The sequence below is a fragment of the Archangium sp. genome (assembly GCF_045802675.1).
GTDB lineage: Bacteria > Myxococcota > Myxococcia > Myxococcales > Myxococcaceae > Archangium.
The window spans coordinates 37,886-50,185 of the sequence record NZ_JBJMQO010000124.1 but is presented as its reverse complement, the minus strand read 5'-3'; the positions used below and the strand labels follow the sequence as shown (position 1 = coordinate 50,185).

Below are 12,300 nucleotides of genomic sequence, written 5' to 3'. Positions count from 1 at the left end.
TATGGAGGCCGGACCTCCTGGCGTGGGATCGTGAACGTCTCCTCCGAGGTGATTCCGGAGGGAAGCCAGTTCGAGCTTTATGGTCCGGGTGCCCGCTTCGGCATCTGTCACCTCGGCCGGAGCCCGGAGGGTATGTGGCGGATGTATTGGTTCCTGCTGGCGCCCGCGAGCCAGCGAGGCCAGGGCGCTGTTCAAAGGCTTCGACACCGCCGCTGGCCTCCGGCTCCTCATCCGCCCGCGCTCAGTACGGGTAGAGCTCCGCCGTCTTCTGCGCGTCGCAGGACGTGACGGCTTCCGCGCACTGGGTGGGATCCGTGTACATGATCGAGTTGCAGTTCGAGTAGTGGGCGATGCCGAGCGTGTGGCCGATCTCGTGGATGGCGACGGTCTTCGCGTAGTGCGCGCCCGTGTAGTACGTGTTGTTCAGCTTCACGGTGCTCCCGGTCATGCAGCCGCCCGAGGCGTAGTTCCAGGTGTACGCGTACCAGCCGGTGTAGCCGTAGTAGCCCTCGTAGACCATGACGTCGGAGGTGCCGCTGCCGCGCCAGTAGAGATACACGCCGTTCGAGACGCTCGAGTACATCCACGCGTTCATGGCGTCACCGACGGGCCAGCGCGTGGTCGTGTAGTCCGTGAAGGTGACGTTCGCCGGCCTCCGGCACCACTTGTAGCCAAAGCCGGCGAGCCCGCACCAGTTCTGGGCGGTCGGCCCTTGCTTCTCCTGGACCACCTCGCGCGTGTCGGGGCCCGTGTACTGGACGGTCCGTGCGCGGGTCTCCACCCGGTCGAGCAGCGCGCCGACCGGCTCACCCTGGATGAGGCCGTCCTGCACCAGGACCCGTCCCAGCGGTCCGCCGGTCACGGAGTAGACGCCCGTCATGGTGCGCGTGGCCATGGGCTCGGTGCCCCCCTGCGGGGTGAGGAAGAGAACCGCCTGCTCGCCCACCTTCGGCAGCGGGCTGTCCTTCGGCTCGAGCGTGCAGCCGTCGGAGAGCAGGCCGCCGGGGAACATGACCTCCACGGTGGTGCCCTGGGCGACCGCTCCGCCCGAGGCGCTCTTGAGCTCCAGCGAGGAGCGCGCGAGGTCGCCGATCCTCACGGTCGCGATGGTCACCGGCAGGTCGCTGTAGATGCCGCTCTCCGCTCCGGTGGGTTGCCCCTCCGTCTTGGACTGCGCGTAGGTGCGGATGACGTCGAAGCGCGTGGACTCCACCTGACCGCGAATGACCAACGCCGAGTGGTCGGTCAGGTCCTCGACCGAACCCCCCTGGCGGATCCAGTCGAGCTCGAGCGTGTGCTCCGTCCCCTCGGCGTGCGCGTGGGCGGGCCTCGGCGTTCCGGGCAGCCACGCCGTCACGGGAGCGTCCGCCGAAGCGAGCTCGGGCGACTCCCCGGCCCCGGGGTTGGCACATCCCACCACGCCCATGAGCGCGAGGGGTACGATCCAGGAACGCGTCTGCTTCTTCATCACGGCTATCTCCGCGGGTGAACGCCGGAGCCTGGCTCCAGCGTCGGTTGGAACGACGGACACTCCGTAAGGACGGAGAGACGTGGCGCTCGTCCCACGCGGAGCCGAAAAAAAGTTTCGGAGCCCCCACGGTGTAAAGAGGTGCTCGGGGCGGAGCCCGTGGGTCCGTCAGTCCTTCAGGAGCAGGCGCAGGCTGACGTCGAGCTGGCTGCGCACGAGGCGCAGCAGGCTGTCCAGCTCGTCGGACGTCAGCCCCAGCCGTGTCGTCAGCTCCTCGCGGGTGAGGGCCAGGAGCCGCTCGCGGGCGCGGGCAATCCAGCGCGCCACGGTGGAGCGGGGCACCTGGTACGTGGCGCTCACCGCGTCCATGGACAGGCCGTGCACGTGGTGCAGCCGCAGCAGGTTGCGCTCCCGGGCCTCCAGCCGGCCCAGCGCGGCGCGGAAGGCCACGCGGAAGTCCTCCTGGTGCCGCTCGCGGATGAAGGCCAGCTCGGGGTCCGCGCCCAGCCGCTCCGCCAGCGCCACCGGGGCCTCCTCCAGGGGCCGCTCGCGCGGCGCGGCGCGCTGCAGGTCGATGTGGAGCCGTAGCGCCACCGCCCGCACCCACTGTCCCAGCGGACCGCGCCCGGAATAGGAGGCCAGCTTCGGCGGTGTCCCGTCCCCCGGGACCAGCAGCCGCTGGCGCAACAGCTGCCGCAGCTCGTCCACGAGAGCGGGGGCCTCGCGCGGCAGCCACGTCCCCACCTGGGACAGCACGTGCGTGTCGAGCGCGTCGAGCGCCCGCGCCTCCCCGCGCACGCAGGCGAAGGCGAGGAAGCAATCCTCCGCGCGCAGGCTGGAGAGGACCTCGCGGGCCTCGCCCGGGGACGGCAGCCGCTCCGCCACGTACGCGAGGAAGGCCCGTGCGTCCATGCCCACCTCGGGCCACGCCTCGCGCGCTTCCCGCACCAGCGCCGCGAGCGCTTCCTCCAGGCCGGGCAGCGCCCGCAGCGCCGGGAGGAGTGCATGCGGCGCCCGCGACAAGAAGGACTCGGTCAGCTCAGACGTCACGGCCCACCTCCACCAACGAGCCCGCCCACTCGCGGGCGGGAATGAGATGCAGCGCCCCGGCTCAGGAGGCGCCATGGGCGGACAGCCAGGACTGCACCTCGCGCACGCGGGGCGCGTAGACGGGCGCGCTGCGTGCGTAGGCCGCCTGGGCCTCCCGCGCCAGGGAGAGCGCCCGGGGCCTCTCCCCAGGCGACTGCCAGAGGACGCGGGCGAGTGCGAAGCGCGCCCGGCCCACGTCATGCGGGGGGAGCTCCACCCGCGTGGAGAGCGTCACCGCCCGCTCCAGCGTCTCCCGGGCCTCGCGCAGCTGGCCGCCCTCCACCAGCGCCTGGCCCAGCATTCCGAGCGTCTGCACCACCCGGGGGTGCTCCGCCCCGAGCGCCTGCTCGCGCAGCTCCAGCGCCCGCCGCAGGTAGCCGAGCGCCGGGCGCACCCTGTGCAGGCGCAGCTCCACGTGCCCCAGGTTGTACAGCGCGCTGGCCACCTTCGGGTGTCCGGGGCCGAGCGTGGCCTCCCACAGCACTCGCGCCGCCTCGAAGTGGGCGCGCGCGTCTTCCAGGCGGCCCGCGTCCATCGCCACCGCGCCCAGGTTGTTGCGTGACAGGGCCACGTCCGGGTGCTGGGGGCCGAGCTGTGCCTCCTGGATGGCGAGCGCCTCGCGGTAGGCCGCCTCGGCCCGTGGAAGCTGTCCCAGGTCCGCGAGCGCATTGCCCAGGCTCAGCAGCACGGTGGCCACCCGCAGCCGCTCGCCGTCCCCGCCCTTGCGCAGACTGGCCAGGGCGCGCTCGTAGTGGGGCAGCGCCTGCGCCAGCTGGCCCTGTCGCGAGAGCGCGTCGCCCAGGTTCATCCGGATGATGCTGGTGTTGGAGTGTTCGGCCCCGAGGAGGCGCTCGGCCAGGTCGAGCGCCTCGCCATAGCGCGCCACCGCCTCGGCCACCTTCCCCTGGAGCCGCAGCGCGGTGGCCAGGTTGTTGAGGAGCTCCGCGCGCCGCGGGTGCTCGTGCCCGTACACCGCCTCCACCAGCGCCAGGGCGCGCGCATACGGCCGCTCCGCCTCGGCGTAGCGCCCCATCGCGTTGAGGGCCATGCCCATGTTCGTCAAGACGTCGGCGAGCGCCACGTCCTGGGGCCCGCGCGCCCGCTCCAGCAGGGCCAGGGCCTCACTGGCGTCCGCGAGTGCGCGCGCGTACTCGCCCTGCCGGTAGTCGAGGCTGCCGCGGACGCGGTGCAGCTCCGCGGCGACCTCCAGGGAGGCCTCGGGCCCCAGACGTTCCACGGCCGCCTCCGCCATGCGCGCGGTGCGCTGGGCCTCCTTCGCCAGGCCCAGGCCCTCGGCCTCCGTGAAGAGGAGGCGGCTCCACGCGCGCGCGGCCGTCTCGTCGTCGTGCCCGGCCTCCGCCACGCGCACCGCCTCCTCCAATACCTCACGTGCCGCGGGGAAGCTCCCGGCGGTGCCCCGCAGCTCGCCCAGCAGGAGCAGGGCCCTCGCCAGCGTGGGCCGGTGCCCCAGTCCTCGCAGGGCCGCCACCACCTCCTCCAGCCGGGGCAGCGCGCGCGCATGGAACCCGGCCGCGCCCTGTGCGCCCAGCCCGTCCAGCTCCCGGCGCAGCGCCGCCAGTTGCCGCCGGGCCTCCGGGGCTTCCGGCAGCGGGTCCACGCGAGCGAGCGTGTCCCGGTCCGCGCACGCGGCCAGGGAGGGGAGCTGCCGCGCGGCTTCCGGCGCCCGCGTGAGCGCCTCCCGTTCGCCCCCCTCCAGTAACTCCACCAGGACGAGCAACGCCTCGCGCCGGCCATCCAGGCACGCCGCGCGTAGATCCATCAGCCGCTCGGACTGCGCCTGCCGCACGCGCGTGTCCTCGCAGGACTGCCGCTCCTGGGCCACCAGCGCCTGGGCGTAGGCGTCCAGCGCCCGCGCGGTGGACTCGAAGGTGTCCCCCGGCACTGGTGATGCGCCCTGACGGAAGCGCTGCTCCAGCCGGGCCCGGCGCGCCGTGTCCCAGGTGCCCTCCAGCCGGGCCTCGAAGCCGGTGCACACCTGCGCGGCGTCTCCCCATGCCAGGCCGAAGCCCACGGCGGCGCTGGCCGCCACACCCGTGGCCAGCGCCGCCGCCGCCCAGCGCCAGCGACGCGCGCGCGCGCCGGACTCGAGCCGGGTGAGAAGCACGTCCAGGGAAGGGTGGCGCGCGGCCGGCTCGGCGGCCAGGCCCCGCAGCACGGCGTCGCGCACGGCGCCGGGCACGCGCGAGCCTCGGGGTGGCGGCGTCGCCCGTCCCTCGCGCAGGGCCCGGACGCGCTCCCCTGGCGTGCCACCCGCGAAGGGCCGCTGGCCGAAGAGGGCCTCGTACAGCGCGACGCAGAAGCTGAATTGGTCGCTGCGAGCGTCCGCGCGCTGGCCCCGCCACTGCTCCGGGGACATGTACGCGGGCGTGCCCTGCTGGACGCCGGTGAGGGTTTCCTCCGCCCGCGGCGGGGCCTCCCGGGTGGGGCCTTCCCCGGCCCCCGGCACCGAGGGCTCCAGGGGCAAGGGCTCCACGCGCGCGAGGCCGAAGTCGGTGACGCGCACCTGGCCGTCGTCCCCCAGCAGCACGTTGTCCGGTTTGAAGTCGCGGTGCACCAGCCCCACCGCGTGCGCGGCGGCCAGTCCCTGGCCCGCCTGGAGGAAACGCGAGAGCACCTCGCGCCACGGCCGCGGCTCCTCCGCCAGCCAGTGGCGCAGCGTCCGCCCCCGCACCAGCTCCATGGCGAGGAAGACGGTGTCGCCGTCCTGTCCCACGTCATGGACGATGACGACATTCTCGTGGGAGAGCCGGGCCAGCGCCTGGGCCTCGCGCACCAGCCGCCCGCGCGCCTCCGCGTCCGCCACCGCCCCGGGCTTGAGCAGCTTGAGCGCCACCTCCCGGTCCAGGTCCGGGTCATACGCGGCGAAGACGACCCCCATGCCTCCCTCGCCCACGTGGCGCAGCAGCACGTAGCGCCCCACGCGCGCCCCGGGCCCCGGTGTACCGCCCGGCCCGAGCGGCGCCAGGGGCTCCAGGTCCTCCGGGGACAGAGCCCCTCCACTCCGGAGTCCCGCCACCACCGCCGAGCATGCCGCGCACCCGTCCAGGTGGGCCTCCAGCCGGGCCACGCCGTCCGCGGACAGGTGCCCCTGCTCCCACTCCAGCAGCTCGTTCTCGTCAGGACACGGAGTCATGAGAATGACCGGAAGGCCATATAAACTGGAAATGATACTTCACCGGAAGACCTGGCCGAAATGAGGACGGCCACGGCGAGGGGAGGCCGCGAAATCCCGCCAGCGTCGAAATGGACGCCGTGGCATTCAATTCCATAGCCCTCCGGAGGGGCGCCGCGGGGTGTCTGGCTTTGAGGGCCTGGCTCGAACCGGAGGGCGTTGGATGGACAACGCACCTTCCTCGCCGTGGTGGCGGGAGACGCGGGTCCTCATCACCCTCGGGGGTGACGAGGATGGCCCACGGTATGACGACGGTCGCGGAGTTCATCGAGCAGCACCGGGAGAAACTCATCCAGCGCTACACGGAGGAGGTGGGACGGATGGAGTCCGCCCGGGGCCTCACCCCGTACGAGAGGATGGACAGCTTCCCCGAATACCTCTCGACCCTGGCGGCCCTCTCCCAGCAGGGCCACCGGGGCGATCCCCTGAGGACGAAGAAGCGCCAGGAGGAGACGCACATCGGCCAGCGCCTGCGGGTGGGCTTCAACCAGGAGGAGGCGACGAGCGAGTACGTCCTCATGGGCCGTCTCATCTCGAGCCTCTGGGAGGCGCTTCCCCTGGAGCAGCAGCCGTCGCACGAGGACACGCGGCTCCTGTTCGAGGAGCTCCGGGAGGCGATGGACCAGGTGGTGGCGACCTTCAGCGGCTACTCGTTGGAGGACCGGCAGCGCGAGAAGCGTTTCCTGCACCGCCTCGACGCACTGGCGGGCGAGGTGATGGGAGATGACGAGCGCGCCGTGCCCCTGCGGGAGCGGCTGGGCGCCATGGTGGAGGTGGTGCGGGAGGCCATGAGGGCGGAGGCGGCCGCGCTCCTGCTCGCGTCCCCGGACGGCGGGACACTGCTTCCCACCACGTACACGGGCCGGTGGAGCGCGCTGCCCGAGCCCGGGCCCGTTGCGGTGGACGGGCCCTCCTACGTGTCCAGGCTGGCCGGCTCCGAGGAGCCCCTGGAGCTGGCGGACGCGGTGGGGGCCGGCCCCCTGGTGCCCGAGGGCGTGCGCCAGAGTGGCCTGCACTCGCTGCTGGGCCTGCGGTTGTGGCCGCATGGCAAGCTCCTCGGGGTGCTCTACCTCGGCGTCGCGGAGATCCGGCCCTTCGAGCCCCAGGCGCGGCGCTACCTCGAGACGCTGGTGGAGTACCTCTCCGGCATCATCCAGAAGGCGCTCCTGCTCCAGCAGCTCCGGCAGACCAACGAGCGGCTGCGCAGGTCCGAGACGGTCTACCGGTTGGCGACCGAGGCCATCAGCGACGTCATCTGGGAGTGGAATTTCCAGACGGATTCCCTCACCTGGAGCGGGGGGGTGGAGACGCTCTTCGGACACACCCAGGAGACACTCGGAGGGCACATCTCCAGCTGGTACGGCCGCATCCATCCGGACGACCGCGAGCGTGTCGTCCACGGCATCCACGAGACCCTCGCCAGTGGCGGGCCGCGGTGGGGGGACGAGTACCGCTTCCTTCGCGGGGACGGCGGCTACATCCACGTCACCGACCACGGCCGCGTCCAGCGGGACGCGAGCGGCAGGGCGGTGCGGATGGTGGGGGCGATGCAGGACATCACCGCGCGCAAGGCGGCGAGTGAGGCGCTCCGGGTGAGCGAGGACCGGCTGCGGCTGACGGTGCGCGCGACGGAGCTGGGGACGTGGGACTTCGACCCGGTGACGGGCATCTTGCGCTGGGACGAGCGATGCAAGGTGCTCTTCGAGCTCCCCCTGGAGCCCGAGGTGACGTACGACGCCTTCATCGCGGCACTCCACCCGGAGGATCGCGAGCGCGCGCACGCGGCCGTCCAGTGGGCGCTGAATCCGTCCAGCGGTGGCGAGTACGACATCGAGTTCCGCCCGCTGGGGCGCAAGGGCCGGGCCGTGCGCTGGGTGCGCGCCATCGGCCGCGCCTACTTCGAGGAGGGAGGGGCCGTGCGCTTCATCGGCACCGCGCAGGACATCTCCGAGCGCAGGCACCAGCAGCAGGAGGCGCAGAAGCGCGCGGAGTTCGCCGAGCAGCTCATCGGCATCGTCTCGCACGACCTGCGCAACCCCCTCAACGCCATCACCCTGTCCGTGGCGGCGCTGATGAGGCAGGAGGACCTGGGTGAGCGGCAGGCGAAGGGACTGGCGCGCATCTCGGCGGCGACGGAGCGGGCGACGCGGATGATCCGCGACCTGCTCGACTTCACCCGGGCGCGGCTCGGAGGCGGCATCCCCATCGAGCGCGGGCCGCTGAACCTCCACACGCACTGCCGGCAGGTGGTGGAGGAGGTGCGGCTCGCCCATCCGGACCGGGAGGTGGAGGTGGTGGGGAGCGGGGAAGGCGCGGGCGAGTGGGATGGGGACCGGCTGGCCCAGGTCATCACCAACCTGGTGAACAACGCGCTGGCCTACAGCCCGCCGGGAACGCCGGTGCGCGTGGAGACGCGCGGCGAGGACGGCACCGTCCTGCTCCGTGTGCACAACGAGGGCAGGCCCATTCCGCCCGAGCTGCTACCGCACCTGTTCGAGCCGCTGACGCGGGGCAGGCCCGGAGGAGACACGGCCAGCCGCAGCATCGGCCTGGGCCTGTTCATCGTGGCCAACATCGTCCAGGCGCACGGAGGCACCGTCGACGTGCGCTCCGAGCCGGTGGAGGGCACGACGTTCACGGTGAGGCTGCCGCGGGCACGCGTCGTGGGCTGCTCCGACGGCGGAGGGATGGGGGCGCGGCAGTAGCGTGCTCGGCCTCTCGGTGGGTCGGCTTCCTGGGCGGAGGACCTCGCCCGGGGTTAGACTTCGCCCATGAACTCCAGCCCCTCTGGCCGGTCGTCCGTCGTCGTGGCGGAGCTGGGGCCCACGAACACCGGGAAGACGCACCGCGCCATCGAGCGCATGCTCGAGCACGAAACGGGCATGATCGGTCTACCCCTGCGCCTGCTCGCTCGCGAGGTCTACGATCGGGTGACCGCTCGAGTGGGCGAGGGGCGGGTCGCGCTGATGACGGGCGAGGAGAAGCGCCTGCCGCCCCGTCCCGACTACTGGGTGTGCACCGTCGAGGCGATGCCAACCGACCGGCAGGTCGACTTCCTCGCGGTGGACGAAATCCAGCTCGCGGCCCACCGGGAGCGCGGGCACATCTTCACGGACCGGCTGCTGCATGCGCGGGGGCGCAAGGAGACGTGGTTCCTCGGCGCGGACACGATGCGGCCCATGGTCCAGGCGCTCATCCCCCATGCGTCGATGAAGCGCGCCACCCGCCTGTCCCAGCTGCGCTATGCCGGGCGCCGCTCGCTGAAGAGCCTTCCTCCGCGCTCGGCCGTGGTCGCGTTCTCCGCGGACCGTGTGTACGAGCTCGCCGAGTCGCTGCGCCGCCTGCGGGGTGGGGTGGCCGTGGTGCTGGGCGCGCTCTCCCCGCGCACGCGCAATGCCCAGGTGGCGATGTACCAGTCCGGGGAGGTGCAGTACCTCGTGGCCACGGATGCCATCGGCATGGGGTTGAACCTGGACCTCAACCACGTGGCCTTCGCGGCGCTCTCCAAGTTCGACGGCGCCGAGCAGCGGGAGCTCTTCCCGGACGAGCTGGCTCAAATCGCGGGCCGCGCGGGGCGCCACCTGAATGACGGCAGCTTCGGGATGCTGAACACGCTGCCCGAGCTATCTCCGCGGGTGGTCTCGGCCATCGAGTCCCACCGCTTTCCGGCGGTGCGCAGTCTCATCTGGCGCAATTCCTCGCTCGATTTCGCGAGCCCGGAGTCGCTGTTGGATTCGCTGTCGCGGGCCCCAGGCAACAATGCCTTCATCCGGGTGGAACGCGCGGACGACTTCGATGCGCTCAAGGAGCTCTCGAACGTTCCCGCCATTCGAGACGTCGCCACCGACAAGGCCACGGTCGAGCTGCTGTGGCAGGTCTGCCAGATTCCAGATTTCCGCAAGGGTCTGTTCGGCCAGCACGTCGCGCTGCTGCGGGAGACCTTCCTTCAGCTCTCCGAGGGGGACGGAAGGCTGGAGCAGGCCTGGCTGAACAAACAGGTGTCGCCGCTCGATGACGTCGCCGGAGACATCCACACGCTGATGGATCGGCTGGCCGCCATCCGCATCTGGACGTACATCAGCCATCGTGCGAGCTGGCTGCACGACGCCGAGCAGTGGCAGGAGCGCACCCGCCGCATCGAGGACGCGTTGGGCGATGCCCTGCATGAGCGGCTCGTGGAGCGCTTCGTGCAGCGGGCCGCCCGCAGGAGCGTACGCCGCTTCGTGAGAGCCTCCGCACACCCCGCGGCCACGTCGGACAGCCCCTTCGCCAGGTTGGGACAGCTGCTGGGCGAGGTGCCGGGCGCCGACGGCGGCGAACTGACGGAGGAGCAGTTCGTCCAGCGGGTGGTGGATGCGACGCATGACACCTTCGAGGTGGACGCGTCGGGAAGCATCTCGTTCGAGGGGCAGCCGCTGGCCCGCCTGGTTCGCGGGAAGGACCGGCGCTCACCGCTGATCGCGCTGACGGAGCCGGAGATCTGGACGGGAGGCGCGCGGCAGCGGCTCGAGCGCCGGTCGCTGGCGTTGGCGAGGGATCTCGTCACCGAGGCCATGGGCGGCTTTCCCGCCGAGGCCCTCATGGGAGCGGGCCGTTCCGCGCCGATGCGGGGGCTCGCCTACCGTCTGGCCGAGGGGCTGGGAGTGATTACCCAGGGCGAGGCGCACGAGCAGTGGCGGCTCCTGGAGGAGGAGGAACGCGAGCACTTGAGGGTGCTGGGCGTCCGCGAGGGGCAGCGCTTCCTCTACGTGGCCGAGGCGCTCGCACCGCAAGCGCTCGAGCGGCGCTGCATGCTGACGGCGCTGTTCCAGCGGAGTCCGGCACCCAAGGGGGTTCCCCGGGAGCCGGTGCTCGAGGTCGCGGAGCTGGGCGGCTGGAACGCACGGGCCCTGGGCTATGCGGTGCTCGGTCCCGTGGCGTTGCGGCTCGACCTCGTCGAGCGGCTCGGCGAGGTGCTGCGCCACCCGCACGGGACCCAGAAGGCGCACACGTTCCTGCAGGAGCTGCGTCTGGAGAGCGGGGTTCGCGCGCGGGTGCTGCGAGAGCTCGGAGGCCAGTCCGGGCGCCCTCCGATGAAGAGGCGGCGGCGCCGGCGGGGAGGGAAGGGGCCCGGGGCGGCTCCCGACACACGGGGAGCCGAGGGGACACCGGCTCACGCGGGCGCGCACCCGAAGCCCCGCAGGAGCGGGGCCGGGGAGGGGGGCGCACAGGGCGAAGGCCGGAGAGGCGGTCCGCCCCAGTGAGGCGCCAGGGACGGCGTCACCACTGGAGGGCAATCGACTCGTAGCCGCTGTAGAGCAGGGCCGGGGCCTTGCGCCGCGGCGGCTGCGACTCGTCCAGCAGCAGGTAGGGCATCCGCTCGAGGAGCGCCTCGAAGGCGATCTCCAGCTCGCGGCGGCCCACTCCCGCACCCAGGCAGGCATGCACACCGTAACCGAAGCTCACGTGCTTCTGGTGGAGGTGGTCCCGGGTGATGTCGAAGCGATCCGGATTCGGGAAGACGGCCGGGTCGCGGTTGGCGGCGGCCATGCCGAGGAACACCCGGTCCCCCTTGCGCAGCGTCTGGCCACGCAACGGCACGTCCTGCGCGGCGACGCGGAGCATGAAGGGCACCGACGGATTGAAACGCGTCATCTCCTCCACGGCGGACTTCACCAGGGAGGGATCGTTGCGGAGCTGCCGGAGCTGCTCGGGATGCGTCAGCAGATCGACGAGACCGTTGCCGAGCTGGTCGGTGGTGTTGAGGTGCCCGGCCGTGAGGATGAGGCTGGCGTTGGCCACCAGGTCCTCCTGGGACACCTCGCCCTCGTCGTGGGTGTGGATCATCTGGCTGAGGATGTCCTGGCCGATCGATTTGCGGCGCTGCTCCACCAGCCCGTTCAGGTAGTCCCGCAGCTCCGCCTGGGCCGTGTTCGCCTGCTTCGCCAGCGCCAGCAGGTCGGCGCCCGGCGTGGGGCTGGAGAAGGCCGCCAGGGGCCCGGTCCACTTCACCAGGCGCTCACGGTCCCCGGCGGGAATGCCGAAGAGTCCGGCCATGACGTACACGGGGAAGCGGAGGGAGATCTCCGTCACGAAGTCCGCCCGCTGCAGCGGCAGCACCCGCTCCAACAGCTCGTCCATGGCCTTGCGGATGAGAGGCCGCCAACCGTCGAGAACCTGGGGGGTGAAGACCGAGGTCACGCGGCGCAGGCGCAGATGCTCCACGCCATCCTTGTAGAGCATCTGCCGGCGGGAGACGGAGCTGAAGTCCTCCACCACTTCCGGCCCGGCTACGCCCTGGAGCTGCTGGGCGAAGGCGTCCGTCCGTTTGGCGCTCAGCCGCGAGTCGCGGTAGCAGGCGATGACGTCGTCGTACCGGGTGACGAACCAGGCGCGCACCTCCTCCGACCAGTACACGGGCTGCTCGTTCCTCAACGTCCCGTAGAACTGGGCTGGATTGAAGAGGTTCTCGGCCTTGAGGGGATTGAGGTCGCTCATCGCAGTGGGGCGGTCAGGGTGTGGAGGGCTGACGGCGGGACGGAGCCTAGTCGCCGGGTCCGGGCCTGTCGAT

6 protein-coding genes are annotated in these 12,300 nt (G+C 71.9%); 2 read left to right on the top strand and 4 right to left on the bottom strand.

Annotated elements, in window-relative coordinates:
• Positions 1–241 precede the first annotated feature (241 nt).
• From ACJ8AN_RS34345 to ACJ8AN_RS34335, 3 genes are all read right to left on the bottom strand, one after another.
• Positions 242–1,468 (bottom strand): matrixin family metalloprotease, encoded by a 1,227-nt coding sequence (locus ACJ8AN_RS34345; RefSeq protein ID WP_407759783.1) that lies wholly within the window; start codon positions 1,466–1,468, stop codon positions 242–244.
• A 168-nt stretch (positions 1,469–1,636) separates the two neighbouring features.
• Positions 1,637–2,518 carry a sigma-70 family RNA polymerase sigma factor gene (locus ACJ8AN_RS34340; protein ID WP_407759782.1) on the bottom strand — a complete coding sequence of 294 codons (882 nt, stop codon included), beginning with the start codon at positions 2,516–2,518 and terminating at the stop codon, positions 1,637–1,639.
• A gap of 61 nt (positions 2,519–2,579) precedes the next feature.
• A complete protein-coding gene (locus ACJ8AN_RS34335) occupies positions 2,580–5,711 on the bottom strand; it encodes a tetratricopeptide repeat protein (protein WP_407759781.1) in 3,132 nt (1,043 codons plus the stop codon).
• Between the two features lie 284 nt (positions 5,712–5,995).
• On the opposite strand from ACJ8AN_RS34335, the gene ACJ8AN_RS34330 reads away from it, so the two are divergent.
• Together ACJ8AN_RS34330 and ACJ8AN_RS34325 are read left to right on the top strand one after the other, a co-directional pair.
• Positions 5,996–8,455 carry a PAS domain-containing protein gene (locus ACJ8AN_RS34330; protein ID WP_407759780.1) on the top strand — a complete coding sequence of 820 codons (2,460 nt, stop codon included), beginning with the start codon at positions 5,996–5,998 and terminating at the stop codon, positions 8,453–8,455.
• A gap of 66 nt (positions 8,456–8,521) precedes the next feature.
• Positions 8,522–10,993 carry a helicase-related protein gene (locus tag ACJ8AN_RS34325; RefSeq protein WP_407759779.1) on the top strand — a complete coding sequence of 824 codons (2,472 nt, stop codon included), beginning with the start codon at positions 8,522–8,524 and terminating at the stop codon, positions 10,991–10,993.
• 16 nt (positions 10,994–11,009) lie between these two features.
• On the opposite strand, the gene ACJ8AN_RS34320 is transcribed toward ACJ8AN_RS34325, so the two are convergent.
• Positions 11,010–12,227: a cytochrome P450 gene (locus ACJ8AN_RS34320; protein ID WP_407759778.1), complete on the bottom strand. Its 1,218-nt coding sequence runs from the start codon at positions 12,225–12,227 to the stop codon at positions 11,010–11,012.
• Between the last annotated feature and the right edge of the window lie 73 nt (positions 12,228–12,300).

What these genes read in the sequence shown, in the direction of transcription:
- ACJ8AN_RS34335 (WP_407759781.1), bottom strand. Translation starts at nt 5,711, where the DNA reads ATGACTCCGTGTCCTGACGAGAACGAGCTGCTGGAGTGGGAGCAGGGG.
- ACJ8AN_RS34345 (WP_407759783.1), bottom strand. Translation starts at nt 1,468, where the DNA reads ATGAAGAAGCAGACGCGTTCCTGGATCGTACCCCTCGCGCTCATGGGC.
- ACJ8AN_RS34325 (WP_407759779.1), top strand. Translation starts at nt 8,522, where the DNA reads ATGAACTCCAGCCCCTCTGGCCGGTCGTCCGTCGTCGTGGCGGAGCTG.
- ACJ8AN_RS34330 (WP_407759780.1), top strand. Translation starts at nt 5,996, where the DNA reads ATGACGACGGTCGCGGAGTTCATCGAGCAGCACCGGGAGAAACTCATC.
- ACJ8AN_RS34320 (WP_407759778.1), bottom strand. Translation starts at nt 12,227, where the DNA reads ATGAGCGACCTCAATCCCCTCAAGGCCGAGAACCTCTTCAATCCAGCC.